The organism is Providencia sp. PROV109 (genome assembly GCF_033681625.1).
Taxonomy (GTDB): Bacteria; Pseudomonadota; Gammaproteobacteria; order Enterobacterales; family Enterobacteriaceae; genus Providencia; species Providencia hangzhouensis.
Window position 1 is genome coordinate 4,276,665 of sequence record NZ_CP096320.1, and the last position, 21,893, is coordinate 4,298,557.

At 43.8% G+C, this 21,893-nt stretch carries 17 protein-coding genes, 6 tRNA genes and 4 rRNA genes; 3 read left to right on the plus strand and 24 right to left on the minus strand.

Annotation, left to right across the window (positions count from 1 at the left end):
* Nucleotides 1-16: 16 nt before the first annotated feature.
* The 9 genes from rplC to M1F25_RS19925 all read right to left on the minus strand — a co-directional run bounded on the left by rplC (nt 17) and on the right by M1F25_RS19925 (nt 4,114).
* A complete protein-coding gene (gene rplC, locus M1F25_RS19885; RefSeq protein ID WP_004265414.1) occupies nt 17-646 on the minus strand; it encodes a 50S ribosomal protein L3 in 630 nt (209 codons plus the stop codon).
* 32 nt (nt 647-678) lie between these two features.
* Entirely contained in the window at nt 679-990 is a 312-nt protein-coding gene (gene rpsJ, locus M1F25_RS19890) for a 30S ribosomal protein S10 (RefSeq protein ID WP_001181005.1), read from the minus strand.
* A 340-nt stretch (nt 991-1,330) separates the two neighbouring features.
* Nucleotides 1,331-1,804: a bacterioferritin gene (gene bfr, locus M1F25_RS19895; protein ID WP_094963184.1), complete on the minus strand. Its 474-nt coding sequence runs from the start codon at nt 1,802-1,804 to the stop codon at nt 1,331-1,333.
* A 126-nt stretch (nt 1,805-1,930) separates the two neighbouring features.
* Nucleotides 1,931-2,131: a bacterioferritin-associated ferredoxin gene (gene bfd / locus M1F25_RS19900; RefSeq protein WP_004265412.1), complete on the minus strand. Its 201-nt coding sequence runs from the start codon at nt 2,129-2,131 to the stop codon at nt 1,931-1,933.
* 273 nt (nt 2,132-2,404) lie between these two features.
* A complete protein-coding gene (tuf, locus tag M1F25_RS19905; protein ID WP_004264373.1) occupies nt 2,405-3,589 on the minus strand; it encodes an elongation factor Tu in 1,185 nt (394 codons plus the stop codon).
* Nucleotides 3,590-3,706: 117 nt separating this feature from the next.
* Nucleotides 3,707-3,782 (minus strand) — tRNA-Thr (locus tag M1F25_RS19910).
* Nucleotides 3,783-3,788: 6 nt separating this feature from the next.
* Nucleotides 3,789-3,863 (minus strand) — tRNA-Gly (locus M1F25_RS19915).
* A 75-nt stretch (nt 3,864-3,938) separates the two neighbouring features.
* Nucleotides 3,939-4,023 (minus strand) — tRNA-Tyr (locus M1F25_RS19920).
* Between the two features lie 15 nt (nt 4,024-4,038).
* A tRNA-Thr gene (locus tag M1F25_RS19925) sits at nt 4,039-4,114 on the minus strand.
* A 426-nt stretch (nt 4,115-4,540) separates the two neighbouring features.
* Between M1F25_RS19925 and coaA the strand changes: the two genes are divergently transcribed.
* A complete protein-coding gene (gene coaA / locus M1F25_RS19930; protein WP_004264367.1) occupies nt 4,541-5,491 on the plus strand; it encodes a type I pantothenate kinase in 951 nt (316 codons plus the stop codon).
* A gap of 39 nt (nt 5,492-5,530) precedes the next feature.
* Here the strand turns inward: coaA and birA are convergent, their stop codons facing one another.
* From birA to M1F25_RS19975, 9 genes are all read right to left on the minus strand, one after another.
* Nucleotides 5,531-6,505: a bifunctional biotin--[acetyl-CoA-carboxylase] ligase/biotin operon repressor BirA gene (gene birA, locus M1F25_RS19935; protein WP_094963241.1), complete on the minus strand. Its 975-nt coding sequence runs from the start codon at nt 6,503-6,505 to the stop codon at nt 5,531-5,533.
* Entirely contained in the window at nt 6,502-7,536 is a 1,035-nt protein-coding gene (murB, locus tag M1F25_RS19940) for a UDP-N-acetylmuramate dehydrogenase (protein WP_094963242.1), read from the minus strand. The genes birA and murB overlap by 4 nt, the downstream gene beginning before the upstream one ends.
* Before the next feature lie 155 nt (nt 7,537-7,691).
* Nucleotides 7,692-7,807, minus strand: a 5S ribosomal RNA gene (gene rrf / locus M1F25_RS19945).
* Nucleotides 7,808-7,833: 26 nt separating this feature from the next.
* Nucleotides 7,834-7,909 (minus strand) — tRNA-Thr (locus M1F25_RS19950).
* Between the two features lie 45 nt (nt 7,910-7,954).
* Nucleotides 7,955-8,070: ribosomal RNA gene (gene rrf, locus M1F25_RS19955) — 5S ribosomal RNA — on the minus strand.
* Nucleotides 8,071-8,210: 140 nt separating this feature from the next.
* A 23S ribosomal RNA gene (locus M1F25_RS19960) occupies nt 8,211-11,119 on the minus strand.
* A 335-nt stretch (nt 11,120-11,454) separates the two neighbouring features.
* Nucleotides 11,455-11,530, minus strand: a tRNA-Glu gene (locus M1F25_RS19965).
* A gap of 132 nt (nt 11,531-11,662) precedes the next feature.
* Nucleotides 11,663-13,202 (minus strand): 16S ribosomal RNA (locus M1F25_RS19970).
* The 16S, 23S and 5S rRNA genes sit together here with 2 tRNA genes alongside, the layout of an rRNA operon.
* A gap of 353 nt (nt 13,203-13,555) precedes the next feature.
* The gene (locus tag M1F25_RS19975; RefSeq protein WP_164454916.1) at nt 13,556-13,714 is read right to left on the minus strand and encodes a hypothetical protein; all 159 of its coding nucleotides are present in this window, start codon (nt 13,712-13,714) and stop codon (nt 13,556-13,558) included.
* A 301-nt stretch (nt 13,715-14,015) separates the two neighbouring features.
* On the opposite strand from M1F25_RS19975, the gene purH reads away from it, so the two are divergent.
* Together purH and purD are read left to right on the plus strand one after the other, a co-directional pair.
* On the plus strand, nt 14,016-15,605 hold the full coding sequence (purH, locus tag M1F25_RS19980; RefSeq protein WP_181488809.1) for a bifunctional phosphoribosylaminoimidazolecarboxamide formyltransferase/IMP cyclohydrolase: 1,590 nt from the start codon (nt 14,016-14,018) through the stop codon (nt 15,603-15,605).
* 17 nt (nt 15,606-15,622) lie between these two features.
* Nucleotides 15,623-16,906 (plus strand): phosphoribosylamine--glycine ligase, encoded by a 1,284-nt coding sequence (gene purD / locus M1F25_RS19985; protein WP_164454914.1) that lies wholly within the window; start codon nt 15,623-15,625, stop codon nt 16,904-16,906.
* A 341-nt stretch (nt 16,907-17,247) separates the two neighbouring features.
* Here purD and M1F25_RS19990 read toward each other — a convergent pair whose 3' ends face one another.
* The 6 genes from M1F25_RS19990 to nudC all read right to left on the minus strand — a co-directional run bounded on the left by M1F25_RS19990 (nt 17,248) and on the right by nudC (nt 21,827).
* Nucleotides 17,248-17,892, minus strand: a complete 645-nt coding sequence (locus M1F25_RS19990) for a DUF1481 domain-containing protein (protein WP_311135857.1) — start codon at nt 17,890-17,892, stop codon at nt 17,248-17,250.
* A 71-nt stretch (nt 17,893-17,963) separates the two neighbouring features.
* On the minus strand, nt 17,964-18,236 hold the full coding sequence (locus tag M1F25_RS19995) for an HU family DNA-binding protein (RefSeq protein WP_004264522.1): 273 nt from the start codon (nt 18,234-18,236) through the stop codon (nt 17,964-17,966).
* 199 nt (nt 18,237-18,435) lie between these two features.
* Complete coding sequence (locus M1F25_RS20000; protein WP_004264521.1) at nt 18,436-19,023, minus strand: YjaG family protein; 588 nt, start codon at nt 19,021-19,023, stop codon at nt 18,436-18,438.
* Between the two features lie 74 nt (nt 19,024-19,097).
* A complete protein-coding gene (gene nfi / locus M1F25_RS20005; protein WP_050763795.1) occupies nt 19,098-19,769 on the minus strand; it encodes a deoxyribonuclease V in 672 nt (223 codons plus the stop codon).
* A gap of 109 nt (nt 19,770-19,878) precedes the next feature.
* The gene (gene hemE / locus M1F25_RS20010; RefSeq protein WP_004264519.1) at nt 19,879-20,943 is read right to left on the minus strand and encodes a uroporphyrinogen decarboxylase; all 1,065 of its coding nucleotides are present in this window, start codon (nt 20,941-20,943) and stop codon (nt 19,879-19,881) included.
* A 92-nt stretch (nt 20,944-21,035) separates the two neighbouring features.
* Nucleotides 21,036-21,827, minus strand: a complete 792-nt coding sequence (nudC, locus tag M1F25_RS20015; RefSeq protein WP_004264517.1) for an NAD(+) diphosphatase — start codon at nt 21,825-21,827, stop codon at nt 21,036-21,038.
* Between the last annotated feature and the right edge of the window lie 66 nt (nt 21,828-21,893).

Genomic DNA, 21,893 nt, shown 5'->3' on the forward strand with positions numbered 1-21,893 from the left:
TCCTATCTCCTCGACGTTAAGCCTTGACAGCCGGTTTTACGATCAGGTTGCTACCAGTTGCTCCTGGAACAGCACCTTTGACCAGCAGCAGGTTGCGCTCAGCGTCAACACGTACTACATCTAGGCTTTGAACAGTTACACGCTCATTACCCAGTTGGCCTGCCATTTTCTTGCCTTTAAACACTTTGCCCGGAGTCTGGTTTTGACCGATAGAACCCGGAACACGGTGAGACAAGGAGTTACCGTGAGTAGCATCTTGAGTACGGAAATTCCAGCGCTTAACTGTGCCGGCAAAACCTTTACCTTTAGATGTACCAGTAACGTCGACTTTTTTAACGTCAGCGAAAATTTCAACGCTAATGCTTTGACCTACTGTGTATTCTGCACTGTCTTCAATGCGGAATTCACGCAGGATACGGCCAGCTTCGACGCCAGCTTTAGCGAAATGACCTGCTTCAGGCTTAGTTACACGATTAGCTTTTTTGCTACCGGTAGTAACCTGAATTGCATTATAACCGTCAGTTTCTGCAGTTTTAACCTGAGTAACACGGTTATTTTCAATTTCGATAACAGTTACAGGTATAGAAACGCCATCTTCAGTGAAGATACGAGTCATACCGACTTTCTTACCGACTAAACCTTTCATTGTTTCAACCTCTCAATCGTTCGACGACCTGATTAACCCAGGCTGATCTGCACGTCAACGCCGGCAGCCAGGTCCAGACGCATCAGAGCATCAACGGTCTTTTCGGTTGGCTCAACGATGTCAACCAGACGCTTGTGAGTGCGAATTTCGTACTGATCACGCGCATCTTTGTTAACGTGCGGAGAAATCAGAACGGTAAAACGCTCTTTACGTGTCGGCAGCGGGATAGGACCACGAACTTGCGCACCAGTGCGCTTAGCAGTCTCTACGATTTCCGCAGTTGATTGATCGATTAAACGATGATCAAAAGCTTTCAGGCGGATACGGATTCTTTGGTTCTGCATGAGACCAGAGCTCCAACTATTTTATAAACGTAAATGATTACTCCTCGTGCCCATTTCGATTGATGGGAGAGTGTAATCGTTCTTGATGTAACTTCCAAATCGGAAGTATTGTCTAAATGAGCAACAAATTGTTAACTCAATACTGATATTTCAGTCCTAAAATATAGGGCTTACTCATCAGTAAGCCCGCGCATTATACGTAAATTATAGGGAAACGCAAGCAATCGAGGAAAATATGTGCGAATTTTCTAGGGGAGTAATGGAAAAAACCTCAACCATGGAATACACAGTGGTTGAGGTTAGTTATTAACTTAATAAAACAACAGTACGGAATAAGACTTTATTCTTCTTTAACTTGTGCTTGAAGATAGTTTTGAATTCCCAAACGATTAATCAGCTCTAGTTGAGTTTCTATCCAATCAATATGATTTTCTTCATCAGCTAAAATTTCAATCATCAGGTCTCGACTTACGTAGTCATGAACCGAATCTGCATACTTAATAGCTTCCTTTAGATTTTTTGCCCCATCGATTTCAAGCTGTAAATCTGACTTCAGCATTTCTTCAACATCTTCACCAATATTCAATTTGCCAAGATCTTGTAAGTTAGGAATACCTTCGAGGAAAAGAATTCGCTCTATATATTTATCTGCGTGCTTCATTTCATCAATTGATTCGTGATATTCCATCTCATTGAGACGTGTAAGCCCCCAATTTTTAAACATGCGTGCATGCAAAAAATATTGGTTAATTGCAACTAACTCATTGCCCAGTAGTTTATTTAGGTGGGCTATCATTTTTTTATCGCCTTTCATTTCTACCCTCCATCGCTTCCAGTCTTTTAAGTGTAGTACTGAAATTGATGTTAGTGTGATTTTTACACAATGTATTTAAACAAAAGGTGATAAATATGGTGGGAATAATTTGACTGGTATTAAATACTATGCGACTTCAGTTGCGCACGCATCCTCAAAAATCATTTGCTCTTCATATAAAATTGCCTTCGTCTGTCGAATACATTTTCCACATTCTAAGCCTACAGGCAGAATTTGTCGTAGACCCTTTAGTGAGGTCACTTGATACTTTCTTGCGGCATTTCTGATCTGTTTATCAGTAATGGCTTCACAAAGGCAGATGTACATGATGCTTACCTGTATAAATCACATACAGATAGTTTAAATAAAAATGATTTGCATTTCAATTATCATTACTAATGATTTACAAAGATCATTTACCACTGAGCGATTAATTACACAAGCAAGTGAAATCAAAAGAAAAAATAACTTTTAATATGAATGATTCGGCTAATATATAGCAACGTAATGCTGCAATTTTATGTAGTCAAAATTTTGCTTATAACAACAAAAGGGCACCTAAATAAGGTGCCCTTTTTTAAAACTAGATAAAGCTATGTATTATGCAATAATTTTTGCAACAACACCCGCACCTACAGTACGGCCACCTTCACGGATTGCGAAACGTAAACCGTCGTCCATCGCGATTGGGTGGATCAGGGTAACGATCATGTTGATGTTATCACCTGGCATTACCATCTCTACGCCTTCTGGCAGTTCGATAGTACCTGTTACGTCAGTTGTACGGAAGTAGAACTGTGGACGGTAACCTTTGAAGAATGGAGTATGACGACCACCTTCATCTTTGCTCAGAATATAAACTTCTGATTCAAATTTAGTGTGTGGCTTGATTGAACCTGGTTTCGCCAGTACTTGACCACGTTGAATTTCTTCACGCTTAGTACCACGCAGCAGAACACCAACGTTCTCACCTGCACGACCTTCGTCTAACAGTTTACGGAACATTTCAACGCCAGTACAAGTTGTTTTAACCGTGTCTTGAATACCAACGATTTCAACTTCTTCACCAACTTTGATGATACCACGCTCAACACGGCCTGTTACTACTGTACCACGACCTGAGATTGAGAATACGTCTTCGATTGGCAGCAGGAATGGCTTGTCAATTGCACGCTCTGGCTCTGGAATGTAAGTATCCAGGTGGCCTGCTAATTCAACAATTTTCGCTTCCCACTCTGGGTTGCCTTCCAGCGCTTTCAGTGCTGAACCACGAACAACTGGAGTGTCGTCGCCTGGGAAATCGTATTGAGACAGAAGTTCACGAACTTCCATTTCGACTAATTCTAACAGCTCTTCGTCGTCTACCATGTCACATTTGTTCAGGAAAACGATGATGTAAGGAACACCAACCTGACGACCTAACAGGATGTGCTCACGAGTTTGTGGCATTGGGCCATCAGTCGCAGCAACAACCAGAATTGCACCGTCCATCTGAGCAGCACCAGTGATCATGTTTTTAACATAGTCGGCGTGTCCTGGGCAGTCTACGTGCGCGTAGTGGCGAGTTGGAGTATCGTATTCTACGTGTGAAGTAGAGATGGTGATACCACGCGCTTTTTCTTCTGGTGCGTTATCGATTTGGTCGAATGCGCGAGCAGAACCGCCGTAAGTTTTAGCCAGAACAGTAGTGATAGCTGCTGTCAGAGTAGTTTTACCGTGGTCAACGTGGCCGATAGTACCAACGTTAACGTGCGGTTTTGAACGTTCAAATTTTTCTTTAGACATTAGATTGTCCCTCTAAGACACGGAATCGGTGGTTAAACCACATCAACCAAGCAAGAATTATTTCGCTTGTTTTTTTCAGGAGACAAATCAGGGAGATAAGTGAGAACATAAAGGAAGTGGTGCTGATAGGCAGATTCGAACTGCCGACCTCACCCTTACCAAGGGTGTGCTCTACCAACTGAGCCATATCAGCACATCTTGGAGCGGGCAGCGGGAATCGAACCCGCATCATCAGCTTGGAAGGCTGAGGTAATAGCCATTATACGATGCCCGCAATGAACTCGGCTACCTGAGTTATCAGCTGTTAAACTGTTCCTCAAAATTTTCTCTTAAGAAAATTTCTTGGAGATGGTGGTGGGAGAAGGATTCGAACCTTCGAAGTCTGTGACGGCAGATTTACAGTCTGCTCCCTTTGGCCGCTTGGGTATCCCACCTATCCAAATTTTTAATGGTGCCGGCACCAAGAGTCGAACTCGGGACCTACTGATTACAAGTCAGTTGCTCTACCAACTGAGCTATGCCGGCATCAAGTGCTGCGCATTCTAGGTAGAGTCGGCGCAGGTTGCAACAAAAAAATTAACTTTTTTGTTTGTTCGCTCACATTTTGTTCGCTTTTCGCATTTTTGTTGATTTTTTAACTGTTTTGAGCTTAAAACATCAACAACAGCTGTTAACTATAGTCCATTATCATTTGGTCAGTAAAGGGAGAAAAAGGCTTAAAATTTTTAAAATTATTATTTTTTATTCGATATCACAGTTTTACCCTCTTATTCTTAGGTGTTTTTTTCATCACTCAGTATCATTTTTTCTGCCTGCATCAAAAAAAACTGATAAAAAATAGAAAAAAACCTACGCCTCCCCACTTTCCCTCGCTATGATGCTAGCAAATTTTATGGATACGGGTGTTTAGGCAACCTGTCCAACCTGCATAAAATAGGCAGATGTTGGTTTATGAAAAAGAAAGAAAATTTTATTACTACGCCATACTTAGAGTTTGATAGAGAACACTGGGCAACTTTACGTGATTCAGTACCGCTTACATTAACATCGAGTGAACTTCTAGAGTTAAAAGGGATTAACGAAGAACTCTCTATGGAAGATGTTATAGAAATTTATCTACCTTTATCGCGTTTACTGAATTTTTATATTAGTTCAAACTTACGTCGTCAGGCTGTTCTAGAGCAATTCCTTGGAACTAATGGCGCAAAAGTGCCTTATATTATTGGTATAGCAGGTAGTGTAGCCGTTGGTAAAAGTACAACAGCACGTTTGCTGCAAGCGCTACTCACTCGTTGGCCTGAACACCGTAAAGTCGACTTGATCACAACTGATGGTTTTTTACATCCTAATCAAGTATTAAAAGATAGGAATATCATGAAGAAAAAAGGTTTTCCGCAATCTTATGATATGCGAAAACTAGTCAACTTCGTGTCGCAAATAAAATCAGGTGCACGTAATGTTAAGGCTCCGGTTTATTCGCATTTAACGTATGACATTGTCCCTGATGAAGAACAGGTAATTGATCAACCTGATATTTTAATACTCGAAGGGCTGAATGTCTTACAAAGTGATATGGATTATCCACAAGACCCCCATCATGTATTTGTATCTGACTTTGTTGATTTCTCCATTTATGTTGATGCTGCACCTGAATTATTAAAGCAATGGTATATCGGTCGGTTCCTTAAATTTAGGCAAGGTGCATTCTCAGATCCTGATTCTTACTTCCATAGTTATTCTAAACTTAGGGAAGAAGAGGCAATTAATATTGCTAGCTCTATTTGGGATGAAATTAATGGGCTAAACCTTGAAGAAAATATATTACCAACAAAGGAAAGAGCCAGTTTAATTATGACTAAAGGTGAGAATCATTCTATTCAGAGTGTTAGATTAAGAAAGTGATTATTTATATTGGCCGGTTTCTCTCCGGCCAGTAATATATTATTCATTTGGTCTTAAGGATATTTCACCACCAATATAGGAAATTATTTCGCCATTATCCTTCTGTAGCAATAATGCACCTTGCTCATTAATCCCACGTTCAATTCCCGTTATTATTTCGTTGCCAATCAATAACTTAACATTTCTATTTAAAAAATTATCTAACTCAATCCATCTTTCTAAAAATGGTTTTAGCCCTTCTTTTTCAAATAAAACCAATGAATTCCTCAAAGCTTGAATTATATTTGCTGATAATTCATTTCTCTCTATATTTTCAAATTCGTCAGATAGAGAGGACCAGGCTTGAGTTATGTTTTCGCTACTGTCAGAATTTTCTTTATTCATGCCAATATTAATACCAATACCGATAATAATATGAGCTGCATCCCCTGTTTTACCCGTTAATTCAACCAAAATTCCTGCAAGCTTTTTATCATTCATATATAGGTCATTAGGCCATTTGACTTTGACTTTATTACCAATTAATTTATTTAACGTTTCAGCGACAACAATACCAACAACTAAGCTTAACCCTATTGCCGCCGCAGGACCTTGGTCTAATTTCCAGTACATGGATAAGTAAAGGTTACATCCAAATGGTGATATCCATTGCCTTCCTCTTCTGCCTCGCCCAGCACTTTGATACTCAGCAAGACACGTATCCCCTGACTGTAATTCAGTAATTCTCTCCAACATGTACTGATTAGTAGAATCAATAACAGGTTCAACTATAATATTTACGTCATCAACTCGCTGTTTTATTGTATCTTCGTTAAGTAGGTTAATAGGATAAGGTAGCTTATACCCTTTACCGGTTACCGTTTGTACATTCAGTCCCCACGAACGTAGCGTTTTTATATGCTTATTGATCGCTGCGCGGGTCATCCCTAGTTTATCTCCTAGCTGTTCTCCTGAATGCACTTGCGCATCGGCCAAGATATTTATGAGATCTAGTGGGGTGTTTCTTTCTTTCATTGAATACATTCCATTGCGTTGATTTCGCCATTTTTACCAATAAACCTGACCTCTGGTTCTAAATGTATACCAAAATGCTCTAAAACCTTTTGACTCACATATTTTGCTAGATTGACAATGTCTTGCCCTGTCGCTCGGTTTTTATTGATTAAAACCAATGCTTGCTGCTTATGTACCGCAGCACCACCGATTTCATGTCCTTTCAGACCACATTGGTCGATAAGCCACCCTGCTGCTAGCTTTACGCGTCCATCTTCTTGGTTATATTGAGGACAATTAGGATAAGCTATTTTTATGGCTTGTGCTTTTTCTGCTGAAATAATAGGATTTTTAAAGAAACTCCCTGCATTACCTGTTATTGCCGGATCAGGTAATTTACTTCTACGCGTTTGGCATACAGAGTTAAATACTTGTTCTGGTGTTACTGTATTGGGGTCAAGCTGAGCAAGGTCACCATATATAAGCTTAGGCGTCCATTCTTTAGCAAGTTTTAACCCAACACTGATAATGACATAGCCATATTGATATTCATGCTTAAAAATGCTATCACGGTAGCCAAACTGACACTCTGCAGCTGTTAGCCGTGTTACTTTACCTGTATCTAGAGAAAGTACATCAACATACTGACATATATCTTTTAGCTCTAAACCATAAGCACCAATATTTTGAATGGGCGCAGAACCTACACAACCTGGGATCAACGCTAAATTTTCCGCACCACAAACACCTTCACTCAATAACGTTTCAAGTAATTGATGCCAATTTTCACCTGCTTGAGCATGAACATACCAATAGCTGATATCTTCTGTTATTTGTACACCCTTTAGCTGATTGATGATTACTACACCTGCAAAGTCTTCAACAAATAGAACATTGCTTCCCCCTCCTAATAATAATACTGGGAGTTGCTGATTTTTAGCCTCGCTCCATTGCTGGAGTAGAGATTCTTGGTTATCCACAAAAACAATTGATAGTGCTTTTGCTTGAATGCCAAAGCTATTAAATGATTTAAGTTCAGACGTTAGGTTCATTACAGCCTTCAGTACAAATAAAACAAAGATAAGATAAGTCTATCAGGCTGGATTAAGAGTGAATAGCAGGATTAAGAAAATAAGATAATTAGTGAAAATTACTCTATTAGTAGAATGCAAAAAGCCACCCAATGGGTGGCCTCTTTATATTTAAAACCTAGCAGTTCCCTACTCTCACATGGGGAGACCCCACACTACCATCGGCGCTACGGCGTTTCACTACTGAGTTCGGCATGGGGTCAGGTGGGACCACCGCGCTATTGCCGCTAGGTAAATTCTTTTTAAATGCCGATTATATGGTGCTGATACCCAGATTCGAACTGGGGACCTCACCCTTACCAAGGGTGTGCTCTACCAACTGAGCCATATCAGCAATATGGTGCGGTCAGTTAGTACTGACACAACCTTAAAATTTAATGTCTGGCAGTTCCCTACTCTCACATGGGGAGACCCCACACTACCATCGGCGCTACGGCGTTTCACTGCTGAGTTCGGCATGGGGTCAGGTGGGACCACCGCGCTATTGCCGCCAGACAAATTCTGTTTGTTCCCGTTTAGTTTTTTCTTCACTAAACCAGAACGTCAATCTCAAACAAGCTGTGTGTCCTTCACCTTTCGGCTTCTCACGTTCTCTGAAAAACAACTCTATCTCTCTAAAACACCTTCGGTGTTGTCAGGTTAAGCCTCACGGTTCATTAGTATTGGTTAGCTCAACGTATCGCTACGCTTACACACCCAACCTATCAACGTCTTAGTCTTAAACGTTCCTTTAGGACTCTTAAAGAGTCAGGGAAGACTCATCTCAAGGCAAGTTTCCCGCTTAGATGCTTTCAGCGGTTATCTCTTCCGCACTTAGCTACCGGGCAATGCCATTGGCATGACAACCCGAACACCAGTGGTGCGTCCACTCCGGTCCTCTCGTACTAGGAGCAGCCCCTTTCAATCTTCCAACGCCCACGGCAGATAGGGACCGAACTGTCTCACGACGTTCTAAACCCAGCTCGCGTACCACTTTAAACGGCGAACAGCCGTACCCTTGGGACCTACTTCAGCCCCAGGATGTGATGAGCCGACATCGAGGTGCCAAACACCGCCGTCGATATGAACTCTTGGGCGGTATCAGCCTGTTATCCCCGGAGTACCTTTTATCCGTTGAGCGATGGCCCTTCCATTCAGAACCACCGGATCACTAAGACCTACTTTCGTACCTGCTCGAGCCGTCACTCTCGCAGTCAAGCTGGCTTATGCCTTTGCACTAACCGCATGATGTCCGACCATGCTTAGCCAACCTTCGTGCTCCTCCGTTACTCTTTGGGAGGAGACCGCCCCAGTCAAACTACCCACCAGACACTGTCCGCACCCCAGATAATGGGGCAACGTTAGAACATCAAACATTAAAGGGTGGTATTTCAAGGTTGGCTCCACGCAGACTGGCGTCCACGCTTCAAAGCCTCCCACCTATCCTACACATCAAGGCTCAATGTTCAGTGTCAAGCTATAGTAAAGGTTCACGGGGTCTTTCCGTCTTGCCGCGGGTACACTGCATCTTCACAGCGAGTTCAATTTCACTGAGTCTCGGGTGGAGACAGCCTGGCCATCATTACGCCATTCGTGCAGGTCGGAACTTACCCGACAAGGAATTTCGCTACCTTAGGACCGTTATAGTTACGGCCGCCGTTTACTGGGGCTTCGATCAAGAGCTTCTCCTTACGGATAACCCCATCAATTAACCTTCCAGCACCGGGCAGGCGTCACACCGTATACGTCCACTTTCGTGTTTGCACAGTGCTGTGTTTTTAATAAACAGTTGCAGCCAGCTGGTATCTGCGACTGGCTTCAGCTCCATGAGTAAATCACTTCACCTAATGCCAGCGTGCCTTCTCCCGAAGTTACGGCACCATTTTGCCTAGTTCCTTCACCCGAGTTCTCTCAAGCGCCTGAGTATTCTCTACCTGACCACCTGTGTCGGTTTGGGGTACGATTAATGATAATCTAGAGCTTAGAGGCTTTTCCTGGAAGCGGGGCATGAGCTACTTCATCACCGTAGTGACTCGTCGTCGGACCTCAGCATGTAGTGAACCGGATTTGCCTAATTCACCTGCCTACATCCTTAAACCGGGACAACCGTCGCCCGGATAGCCTAGCCTTCTCCGTCCCCCCATCGCAATTATCACCAGTACGGGAATATTAACCCGTTTCCCATCGACTACGCATTTCTGCCTCGCCTTAGGGGTCGACTCACCCTGCCCCGATTAACGTTGGACAGGAACCCTTGGTCTTCCGGCGTGCGGGTTTTTCACCCGCATTATCGTTACTTATGTCAGCATTCGCACTTCTGATACCTCCAGCATGCCTCACAGCACACCTTCACAGGCTTACAGAACGCTCCCCTACCCAACAATATTTACATATCGCTGCCGCAGCTTCGGTGCATAGTTTAGCCCCGTTACATCTTCCGCGCAGGCCGACTCGACCAGTGAGCTATTACGCTTTCTTTAAATGATGGCTGCTTCTAAGCCAACATCCTGGCTGTCTGAGCCTTCCCACTTCGTTTCCCACTTAACTATGACTTTGGGACCTTAGCTGGCGGTCTGGGTTGTTTCCCTCTTCACGACGAACGTTAGCACCCGCCGTGTGTCTCCCGTGATAACATTCTTCGGTATTCGTAGTTTGCATCGAGTTGGTAAGTCGGGATGACCCCCTAGTCGAAACAGTGCTCTACCCCCGAAGATGAGTTCACGAGGCGCTACCTAAATAGCTTTCGGGGAGAACCAGCTATCTCCCGGTTTGATTGGCCTTTCACCCCCAGCCACAAGTCATCCGCTAATTTTTCAACATTAGTCGGTTCGGTCCTCCAGTTAGTGTTACCCAACCTTCAACCTGCCCATGGCTAGATCACCGGGTTTCGGGTCTATACCCTGCAACTTATTCGCCCAGTTAAGACTCGGTTTCCCTACGGCTCCCCTATACGGTTAACCTTGCTACAGAATATAAGTCGCTGACCCATTATACAAAAGGTACGCAGTCACCCTGATAAATCAAGGCTCCCACTGCTTGTACGTACACGGTTTCAGGTTCTATTTCACTCCCCTCGCCGGGGTTCTTTTCGCCTTTCCCTCACGGTACTGGTTCACTATCGGTCAATCAGGAGTATTTAGCCTTGGAGGATGGTCCCCCCATATTCAGACAGGATAACACGTGTCCCGCCCTACTCGTCGAGTTCACAACACTAACACCTTCGGATACGGGGCTATCACCCTTTACTGCCGGACTTTCCAGACCGTTCTCCTGATGCTAATGCTGATTAAGACTCTGGGCTGCTCCCCGTTCGCTCGCCGCTACTAGGGGAATCTCGGTTGATTTCTTTTCCTCGGGGTACTGAGATGTTTCAGTTCCCCCGGTTCGCTTCGTTTGACTATGTATTCATCAAACGATAGTGCAACGAATTGCACTGGGTTTCCCCATTCGGAAATCGTCGGTTGTAACGGTTCATATCACCTTACCGACGCTTATCGCAGATTAGCACGTCCTTCATCGCCTCTGATTGCCTAGGCATCCACCGTGTACGCTTAGTCGCTTAACCTCACAACCCGAAGGTGTCTTCTGACAACGAGTGACTGCACGTCATGATTTCTTCGTTGGGCAGTGCGCGCAATGCTCACGTACTTATGTACGCTGCGCTTGCTGTGCGCTGGCCACCTCGAACTCATTTCCTTCGTCGACTCGATGCTTCAGAGAAGCACATTCAAGTTGAGATTTTTGAGAGACTCTCACATTGTTTAAGCGATAAACAATGTGCGTTGTTTTCAATTTTCAGCTTGTTCCAGATTGTTAAAGAGCATAATTGTTAAACCAACTACAATATAATTGGCTTAATCATTATTGGGGACATCGTCTTTCACTCGATATCGGCGCAATTGGCGTCCCCTAGGGGATTCGAACCCCTGTTACCGCCGTGAAAGGGCGGTGTCCTAGGCCTCTAGACGAAGGGGACACAAGATATTGCACATACTGCTGCGGTATCTCATGTAAGTCCTATTCTCTTGAATAAGTCTCCCACGTATAGCCTATTGCTCTACTTTCTATCAGACAATCTGTGTGAGCACTTCACAAAACACTTCAATGGTAAGGAGGTGATCCAACCGCAGGTTCCCCTACGGTTACCTTGTTACGACTTCACCCCAGTCATGAATCACAAAGTGGTAAGCGCCCTCCCGAAGGTTAAGCTACCTACTTCTTTTGCAACCCACTCCCATGGTGTGACGGGCGGTGTGTACAAGGCCCGGGAACGTATTCACCGTAGCATTCTGATCTACGATTACTAGCGATTCCGACTTCATGGAGTCGAGTTGCAGACTCCAATCCGGACTACGACGTACTTTATGAGTTCCGCTTGCTCTCGCGAGGTCGCTTCTCTTTGTATACGCCATTGTAGCACGTGTGTAGCCCTACTCGTAAGGGCCATGATGACTTGACGTCATCCCCACCTTCCTCCGGTTTATCACCGGCAGTCTCCTTTGAGTTCCCGACCGAATCGCTGGCAACAAAGGATAAGGGTTGCGCTCGTTGCGGGACTTAACCCAACATTTCACAACACGAGCTGACGACAGCCATGCAGCACCTGTCTCAGAGTTCCCGAAGGCACTAAAGCATCTCTGCTAAATTCTCTGGATGTCAAGAGTAGGTAAGGTTCTTCGCGTTGCATCGAATTAAACCACATGCTCCACCGCTTGTGCGGGCCCCCGTCAATTCATTTGAGTTTTAACCTTGCGGCCGTACTCCCCAGGCGGTCGATTTAACGCGTTAGCTCCGAAAGCCACTCCTCTAGGGAACAACCTTCAAATCGACATCGTTTACAGCGTGGACTACCAGGGTATCTAATCCTGTTTGCTCCCCACGCTTTCGCACCTGAGCGTCAGTCTTTGTCCAGGGGGCCGCCTTCGCCACCGGTATTCCTCCACATCTCTACGCATTTCACCGCTACACATGGAATTCTACCCCCCTCTACAAGACTCTAGCTGACCAGTCTTAGATGCCATTCCCAGGTTAAGCCCGGGGATTTCACATCTAACTTAATCAACCGCCTGCGTGCGCTTTACGCCCAGTAATTCCGATTAACGCTTGCACCCTCCGTATTACCGCGGCTGCTGGCACGGAGTTAGCCGGTGCTTCTTCTGTCGGTAACGTCAATCGTTGTTGATATTAGCAACAACGCCTTCCTCCCGACTGAAAGTACTTTACAACCCTAGGGCCTTCTTCATACACGCGGCATGGCTGCATCAGGCTTGCGCCCATTGTGCAATATTCCCCACTGCTGCCTCCCGTAGGAGTCTGGGCCGTGTCTCAGTCCCAGTGTGGCTGATCATCCTCTCAGACCAGCTAGGGATCGTCGCCTAGGTGAGCCATTACCTCACCTACTAGCTAATCCCATATGGGTTCATCCGATAGCGCAAGGACCGAAGTTCCCCTGCTTTGCTCCTGAGAGATTATGCGGTATTAGCTACCGTTTCCAGTAGTTATCCCCCTCTATCGGGCAGATCCCCATACATTACTCACCCGTCCGCCGCTCGTCAGCGAGAAGCAAGCTTCCCCTGTTACCGCTCGACTTGCATGTGTTAGGCCTGCCGCCAGCGTTCAATCTGAGCCATGATCAAACTCTTCAATTAAAAAGCTTGATGCTCAAAGAATGTCTTACTGACCGTAACGTTCTTTTGTTCGGCTAACTTTGTCGGCTTCGCATCGCTTCCCCTCGCCGTACCTAAGTACTGTCTCGGGTTATCTCTGCTTGCCTTCGCGTTATCCTTCCAAAATAAGCGTTACTACCTTATTTCATATATATGAATTAACGTGTTAGTCACTCTTCAAGACTTAAAATCAAATATTTTTTTGATAGTGTCCTGTGAGTGCCCACACAGATTGTCTGATAAATTGTTAAAGAGCGTTGCAGCTTTTCTTTATGAAAACCAACCTTTCGGTCGTTGCTGCGAGGAGGCGTATATTACGTTTTCCTCCGTGAGAGTCAAGCAATTTTTTGCTTTTTCTTTTCAGAATCTCTCGCTGCCGTTTCAGTGTTCATCGCGCTTTGCGTTGTCTTGTTCCCGGTCAGTGGATGCGCATTATAGGGAGTCAGAAAAATCTGGCAACCCCTTTTTTGCATTTTTTTATTCAACTGCTGCATTACACAGCAAAACCCCTACTTATACCGACTTATACACGAAGTTATCCACAACATGAAAATAATTTAAAAATTATCGCGCATTACGCAAACGTTTGCGTTACAATTGGCTCGAAATTTCGGCATTGATTTTGTTTTTATGTTCTGAAATTGTTAGTGACTTATATATTGTTATAGGGAAAGCTGGCCAATTCCGCTTTGCTTTCATCAATAGATATAATAGGTATATAAGAAAAGCTCTTTGAGTTTTTACTGACTGATATTCGTTATTGCCTTATTTATTCAAATCCAAGGGATCTATCTCATGCAACTGCTTCGTCCTATTCGTCGTGCCCTGCTTAGTGTGTCTGATAAAACAGGGGTTGTTGAATTCGCTAAGGCGTTATCTCAACGTGGTGTTGAGCTTCTATCTACTGGCGGTACTGCAAAGTTACTTGCTGAGTCAGGACTAAACGTAACTGAAGTTTCAGATTACACTGGGTTTCCTGAAATGATGGATGGTCGAGTGAAAACATTGCACCCGAAAGTGCATGGCGGAATTTTAGGTCGTCGCGGTACGGATGATGCCATTATGCAACAGCATGATATTGCCCCTATCGATATGGTCGTTGTTAATCTGTACCCTTTTGCCCAAACAGTGGCAAAACCAAATTGTACCCTTGAAGATGCTGTAGAAAATATTGATATCGGCGGCCCAACCATGGTGCGCTCCGCGGCTAAAAATCATAAAGATGTAGCAATTGTAGTGAATAGTAATGACTATCAAACCATCATTGATGAGATGGATAACCACGAAAACTCGCTAAATTGGTCAACTCGGTTTGACCTCGCAATAAAAGCTTTCGAACACACAGCTGCTTATGACAGCATGATTGCGAATTACTTTGGTGAATTAGTTGCCCCTTATTATGGTGATACGACCCAACCTTCTGGCCGTTTCCCTCGCACCTTGAATTTAAATTTTATAAAAAAACAAGACATGCGTTATGGAGAGAACAGCCACCAAGATGCTGCTTTTTATATAGAAGAAAACCCAAAAGAAGCTTCTATTGCAACTGCACAACAAATTCAAGGTAAAGCCCTGTCTTATAATAATATCGCTGATACCGATGCGGCTCTTGAGTGTGTTAAATCATTCGAAGAACCTGCTTGTGTAATTGTCAAACATGCTAACCCTTGTGGTGTCGCTATCGGTGATTCTATTCATACAGCTTATAATAACGCATTCAAAACTGACCCAACGTCTGCTTTTGGCGGCATTATCGCGTTTAACCGTCAATTAGATAAAGAAACCGCTCAAGCGATCATTGACCGCCAATTTGTAGAAGTCATTATCGCGCCTTCTGTTGCTAAAGATGCATTGCCTATTCTTGAGACTAAACAAAACGTTCGCGTACTTGAATGTGGCGAATGGAGCAAACCAGTTGCAAGTTTAGACTTTAAACGCGTGAATGGCGGTTTATTAGTGCAAGACCGTGACTTAGGAATGGTTGAAAAAGAAGAACTTCGCGTTGTGACTAAGCGCCAACCAACTGAACGCGAGCTAAAAGATGCGTTATTCTGTTGGAAAGTCGCAAAATTTGTGAAATCCAATGCTATCGTTTATGCCAAAAATGATATGACTATCGGTATTGGCGCAGGGCAAATGAGCCGTGTGTACTCTGCAAAAATTGCAGGTATTAAAGCCGCAGATGAAGGCTTAGAAGTCGCTGGCTGTGCAATGGCCTCAGATGCCTTTTTCCCATTCCGCGATGGTATTGATGCCGCAGCTGCTGTTGGAGTAACTTGTGTAATCCAACCAGGTGGTTCTATCCGCGATGAAGAAGTGATTGCAGCTGCAAATGAACATGGTATTGCAATGCTTTTCACTAATATGCGTCATTTCCGTCACTAATTATTAGGAGCCTAGTAATGAATATTTTGATTATTGGTGGCGGTGGCCGTGAACATGCCTTAGCGTGGAAAGCGGCTCAATCCCCTTTAGCAGATAAAGTGTATGTTGCCCCGGGCAATGCAGGCACAGCATTAGAACCATCCCTTGAGAACGTTAATATTTCTGCGACAGATATTGATGGGCTGCTACAATTCGCTAAAGAAAAGCAAATTGGTTTAACGATTGTCGGCCCTGAAGCACCATTAGTTATTGGTGTTGTAGATGCATTTAAGGCTGCTGGCTTAACTATTTTTGGCCCAACCAAAGGTGCTGCTCAGCTTGAAGGCTCTAAAGCATTTACTAAGGACTTTTTAGCTCGCCATCATATTCCTACTGCGGCCTATGAAAATTTTACTGAGATTGAACCTGCTTTAGCTTACTTAGATAAAGTCGGTGCGCCAATCGTGATCAAAGCAGATGGCCTTGCAGCGGGGAAAGGCGTTATCGTAGCCATGACTCTGCAAGAAGCAAAAGAAGCTGTTCATGACATGTTAGCGGGGAATGCCTTTGGTGATGCAGGACATCGTATCGTGATCGAAGAGTTTCTTGATGGCGAAGAAGCGAGTTTCATCGTTATGGTAGATGGTGAAAATGTCATTCCAATGGCAACTAGCCAAGATCATAAACGTGTCGGTGATGGTGATACAGGTCTAAATACAGGTGGAATGGGCGCTTACTCCCCAGCTCCTGTTGTGACAGATGAAATACACCAGCGCGTGATGGAACAAGTTATTTATCCAACTGTTAAAGGCATGGACCAAGAAGGAAACCGCTATCAAGGCTTCTTATACGCTGGATTAATGATTGATAAAGCAGGTAACCCAAAAGTTATCGAATTCAACTGCCGTTTTGGTGATCCTGAAACTCAGCCTATCATGATGCGCTTGCAATCAGATTTAGTCGCTTTATGTTTAGCGGGGGCGAAAGGTGAGCTGGCAGGTAAAGATTCATTATGGGATGAGCGCCCTGCTTTAGGGGTAGTAATTGCTGCAGGCGGTTACCCAGGCGACTACCACAATGGCGATGTAATTTCAGGTTTACCAACCACCGAAGCGGCTGATAGCAAAGTTTTCCATGCGGGTACTCGCATGAAAGATGGAGAAGTCGTGACTGCCGGTGGTCGCGTCCTATGCGTAACAGCATTGGGTAATGATATCGCTAAAGCGCAAGCCAAAGCTTATGAAGTGGCAAAAACCATTCACTGGAATGATAGCTTCTACCGCAACGACATCGGCTACCGTGCTATCGCTCGTATAAAATAATACAAAGTACTAAACCATTCCCTAAGCTGATAAGAGGAAACTTTTATCAGCTTTTTTATTGTTGTTTGTACTATCAAACAAGCACTCTAAGGATTTCTGTTCGTAGCTAGACGGCAAGGTGACTAGGCTAAGTCACCGCGGCCAACAATGCTGAAGGTCGAAAGGCTACGAGTTGACGAGCAAAAATATCGGCTCTAAGTATTTCAATTCAGAGCTAGGCGGCAAACGAAGATATCTTAGGGAGCATACATAAGTATGTGACCTAAGTAGCTGAGAGCAGCCAACAACGCTATGGATTGAAAGACGACGAGTGGTGGGTCGAAAGACGACGAGCGGAGATATTACAACGAATCTTTAGAAGGCTGCCAGCGGCAAAAATCAGTATCCGCTACCATCAAAAGCTGATTCCCCTCAGAAGATTCCAACCACGCTAAATTTAGCTGGGAATGCCACACTTTCGCACGGCTCTGTAACCAATTTTCAGCATAGGGCTCAAAAGTCACTTCGCGTACATCACCTTCACAAGTCGTCACTTTACCTTGATGCCAGCGACCTTGATAGAGTTTGACGCCGCCAACAATAAGTGCGGTGTTTGTCTCGAGTATGCGTTCAGCTTCAAAGCGCCAACGCGTAATTTCATCCGTTGAAAGAGGTGTTTTATAGCCGTCTTGAGTACGCTGCATAAAAATAACCTCATTATTTTTATCGAAGCGTAATTGTTCGGTGATATCACCGTTTTTTTGATTCAAGATTTGGCTGCGAATTTGCCACAGATTGCCTGAACGATATTCAAAGAAATTAACGGAAGTGTCTGTACCTTTATAGGGGCTATAAACCACCATTAAGACCAGAGGCTGGCTTTTTGCATTATTAAGTCGCCACATACGAATGACGCCATCATCGGCAATAAAACCACTTGCACTAAACTCAGGGAGCTTTGGTGCATTAGAAGAACAGGCGCTTAGCATTGAGATAGTTCCCAACACCAGCAACCCTTTTTGAATAAACAAAAGGGGTAGTTTTTTACCCCCTCTGGTGATTCGGCTGTACAATGTTCTTATTTTACAGCTTCTTTCAGTGCTTTACCGGCAGAGAAAGCAGGCACAGTTGTAGCAGGAATCTGGATTTCTGCTTTAGTTTGTGGGTTACGACCAGTACGCGCAGCACGATGGCTAACTTTAAAAGTACCGAAACCGACCAGTTGGACTTGTTCGCCTTTTTTCAGCGTTTCAGAAATAGCATTCAGAGTAGATTCTAATGCTGCTTTTGCCTGAACTTTGGTCAGGTCCGCTGATTCTGCGATAGCATCAACTAATTCAGTCTTATTCATAAATTATCCTTACACAGTGTGTTTATCGTTTGCAAAGCATCGAGTGCGTCGGATATGCCAAATTGACAGCCCCTGATACACGCCCCCGATAGCCACTTCTTCTCGCCCCTAAATGTAGACCAGAGTAGGGGCAAATGTGAAGTCTTAGTACTCAGCATTACTGCGTCAAGTCACGTTTTCGATAATGAAAATGCAAAAATCAGCTTAAAGTAATACCTATATTGCTCACCCCCGCTTCGCGGAGGTCAGATTTTAATCCTTTAATTAACTCTAAGTCGCGCTCTTCACAAGCTGCCAGTAACCGGAAAATGTCCCACTGGATATCCCATTCCTCTTCAACGGCCGGGATTTCTTTGAGTTCTTCTTCTGTCATTTCCCGCCCTGCTTGAGTCATTTCGAGCATGGCAACCGTACGAATGGATGCTTCGCTAACCAATATTGCGTGTTCGAGGGTTTCACCACTCAATTTCGAATGGATAATTTCACCTAACGCAATACAGGCATCAATAGCTGGATACACACCATACATATCGAAATCATCTGCTGATGGGATAATTTCTTCTAATTTTTCTAACTGACTGTCGAAATTGACTTTGCTATCTTTAATGACCAAAGTTTCCCAAACTAAATCAAGGATGGAACGATAAACTTTTGCATCGGCAAATTCAGTCTGCTGACAAAACATTTGAAAGTTCGGATACATTCTTTCACATAGGCTTGCCATGAAAGTTGTATGCTGCCAGCTTTCTAATTTTTCCAACCTCAAATGAATGGGATTTCTTAACATAATTTCTGACTCATCAATCTTAATACTTCGCAGTTTACCTGAAAATCTGTCAATGCCACATATTTTGCTGATAATTAGCTGATTTTCTCATTCATTCGCTTAAAAAACGTTCGATTTGATGCAATTCCGTCAGCAAAACGCGTCGGTTCTGGCAACCGATAACCTTTTAGACACTGCTTTACCCACTCTAAGGAAGAGGAAAAACCTACTTTATGACCAGGTGAAACATATAATGGTTTGCAGCGTTTTTTGCTCCGCAATACCCAACCGAGTTGATTTTCACCTGCCATTAATGGCTGAACACTTTCGGGTTCTTCACTTAACTCAACCGCATCACCACATAAACGGCTTTTTGCAACGCCAATTGTGGCTATATTAGCTTGTAACCCAAAATGGCAGGCAACACCAAAGCGCCGTGGGTGTGCAATCCCTTGTCCATCTACGAGTACTAATTCAGGTTTATTTTGTATTTTTTCCCACGCCGCCATTAACCCAGGGACTTCACGAAAAGAAAGTAACCCCGGTATATAAGGCAATTGAGTCGGTATTCGTGCTATTTGATACTCAACAAGTTCTAACTGTGGCCAAGATAATACAGCTACCACTGCACGCGTAATAGCGCCTTGCTGTTCAAAGCCCACATCCGCTCCACCAATCAGTTTGAGTGGTGGAAGTTCATCATGCAAAATGATTTTTGAAGCTTGCCTAGTTTGTTCTTTTCGTAACAATTGAGTATCTAAAACCATCATGCGTCCATTGCTTATGAGATTAAATTATTCTTAATCATAGATGATAATGGTGTACTTACAAGATTCTATAAATACACCACAAACCTAGAAGATCAATAAACGATAATTATTGATGATATTGGCGGGATAAACGGTGAACTGCATCCACAAATGCACCTGCATGCTCAGGTGGAACATCCTGATGAATACCATGGCCTAAATTGAATACGTGCCCTTCACCTTGGCCGAAGCCAGATAGAATATTTTGCACTTCTTCTTCTATACGCGCAGGTGGTGCATATAACATGGATGGATCCATATTACCTTGTAAAGCGACTTTATCACCAACACGACGACGAGCATCAGCAATTTCAGTCGTCCAATCAAGGCCTAATGCATCGCAACCCGTTGCCGCCATTTCCTCTAACCACTGGCCTCCACCTTTAGTAAATAAGGTGACAGGAACACGGCGACCATCATTTTCACGAATTAAGCCATCAATAATTTTATGCATATAATTCAGTGAAAACTGTAAATAATCACGCTTAGTTAACACCCCACCCCATGTATCAAAAATCATCACGGACTGTGCGCCTGCACGAATTTGAGCATTCAAGTATAAAATGACACTGTCCGCCAGTTTATCCAATAACAAATGTAATGTGTTCGGGTCTTCGTACATCATCTTTTTGATTTTAGTGAATGCTTTGCTACTGCCACCTTCCACCATATAAGTCGCCAGTGTCCACGGGCTACCAGAGAAACCAATCAGTGGCACATTACCTTCAAGGGCTTTACGGATGGCACGAACGGCATCCATTACATAACCAAGTTCCATTTCAGGATCAGGAATAGGGATGTTTTTTACATCTGCCGCGCTCATAATCGGTTTATGAAAACGTGGGCCTTCACCTGTTTCGAAATATAACCCAAGCCCCATTGCATCAGGGATAGTGAGAATATCAGAAAATAAAATTGCAGCGTCTAATGGAAAACGACGTAATGGCTGTAATGTCACTTCACAAGCCAATTCGGTGTTTTTGCACAGAGCAATAAAATCACCAGCTTCAGCGCGAGTTGCTTTATATTCAGGCAGGTAACGCCCTGCTTGACGCATCATCCATACAGGGGTCACATCTACAGGCTGACGTAGCAAAGCACGTAGATAGCGGTCATTTTTTAACTCAGTCATTATTTACTCCATTATTATAAGTGGCCGCCGCAAATGGCTAAGAGCGAAGTTCATTATTGTATCATGTTAATGATAACAATATCAGCGCTGTGCTATTTTCCCGTTTCATAATCACTTTGACGACACAATGCGACCGTATCTTCAATCAAACGCCTAGCTATGGTGTCCGCGGGTGGGATCAAAGGCAGTTCATTGTAATGATACCAATTTGCGCTCACCAACTCCTTCGGGTCTACTTTAATATCACCACTCTCATAATCCGCGAGAAAGCCCATCATTAAAGAATGAGGAAAAGGCCATGGCTGTGAAGATACGTAGCGAATATTTTTCACTTTTATATTGCTCTCTTCCATGACTTCGCGCATAACAGCCTCTTCTAGTGTTTCACCCACTTCAACAAAGCCCGCTAATACGGTAAATAATGGATTTTGCGAATGGCGCCGGTGCTGAGCTAATAGAATATGGTCATCACGTCGGATCCCCACGATAATACAAGGGGCAATCTGCGGGTAATAGCGCTCATGGCAATGGTCACACAAACACGCCCATTCTGTTTCACTATGGCGCATTGCAGTACCACAATAGCCGCAATAACGATGAGAACGATAAAACTCCGCCAATTGCACGCCTCGCCCAGCGAGACGAAATAAACCCTCATCTTGCGCAGCAACAATACGGGGAGATGCCATATCTGATGGCATTTTTTCGGCTATCAACCAGACAATTTCCCCTTGCCACTCACCAATTGGTGTCGCTATTTTTCCTTCTAACAAATAGTCCTTTGCCATGCCTCGTGGAATATCTCCATGAGGTAGCCACAAACGCCCGGAAAAACAGATAAACCACCAACCACTTTCAGTTCCTGATAATTTTAACTTATTCATTTTTCATATCTTTTGTTAGTTTTTATTGTCGAAAAAATAAATCTATTAATGACACAATACACTTCT

Coding starts and splice junctions, on each gene's coding strand:
- rplC (WP_004265414.1), bottom strand. CDS start 646: ATGAAAGGTTTAGTCGGTAAGAAAGTCGGTATGACTCGTATCTTCACT.
- rpsJ (WP_001181005.1), bottom strand. CDS start 990: ATGCAGAACCAAAGAATCCGTATCCGCCTGAAAGCTTTTGATCATCGT.
- bfr (WP_094963184.1), bottom strand. CDS start 1,804: ATGAAAGGCGATAAAAAAATGATAGCCCACCTAAATAAACTACTGGGC.
- bfd (WP_004265412.1), bottom strand. CDS start 2,131: ATGTACATCTGCCTTTGTGAAGCCATTACTGATAAACAGATCAGAAAT.
- tuf (WP_004264373.1), bottom strand. CDS start 3,589: ATGTCTAAAGAAAAATTTGAACGTTCAAAACCGCACGTTAACGTTGGT.
- coaA (WP_004264367.1), top strand. CDS start 4,541: ATGAAAAAGAAAGAAAATTTTATTACTACGCCATACTTAGAGTTTGAT.
- birA (WP_094963241.1), bottom strand. CDS start 6,505: ATGAAAGAAAGAAACACCCCACTAGATCTCATAAATATCTTGGCCGAT.
- murB (WP_094963242.1), bottom strand. CDS start 7,536: ATGAACCTAACGTCTGAACTTAAATCATTTAATAGCTTTGGCATTCAA.
- M1F25_RS19975 (WP_164454916.1), bottom strand. CDS start 13,714: ATGCAGCAGTTGAATAAAAAAATGCAAAAAAGGGGTTGCCAGATTTTT.
- purH (WP_181488809.1), top strand. CDS start 14,016: ATGCAACTGCTTCGTCCTATTCGTCGTGCCCTGCTTAGTGTGTCTGAT.
- purD (WP_164454914.1), top strand. CDS start 15,623: ATGAATATTTTGATTATTGGTGGCGGTGGCCGTGAACATGCCTTAGCG.
- M1F25_RS19995 (WP_004264522.1), bottom strand. CDS start 18,236: ATGAATAAGACTGAATTAGTTGATGCTATCGCAGAATCAGCGGACCTG.
- M1F25_RS20000 (WP_004264521.1), bottom strand. CDS start 19,023: ATGTTAAGAAATCCCATTCATTTGAGGTTGGAAAAATTAGAAAGCTGG.
- nfi (WP_050763795.1), bottom strand. CDS start 19,769: ATGGTTTTAGATACTCAATTGTTACGAAAAGAACAAACTAGGCAAGCT.
- hemE (WP_004264519.1), bottom strand. CDS start 20,943: ATGACTGAGTTAAAAAATGACCGCTATCTACGTGCTTTGCTACGTCAG.
- nudC (WP_004264517.1), bottom strand. CDS start 21,827: ATGAATAAGTTAAAATTATCAGGAACTGAAAGTGGTTGGTGGTTTATC.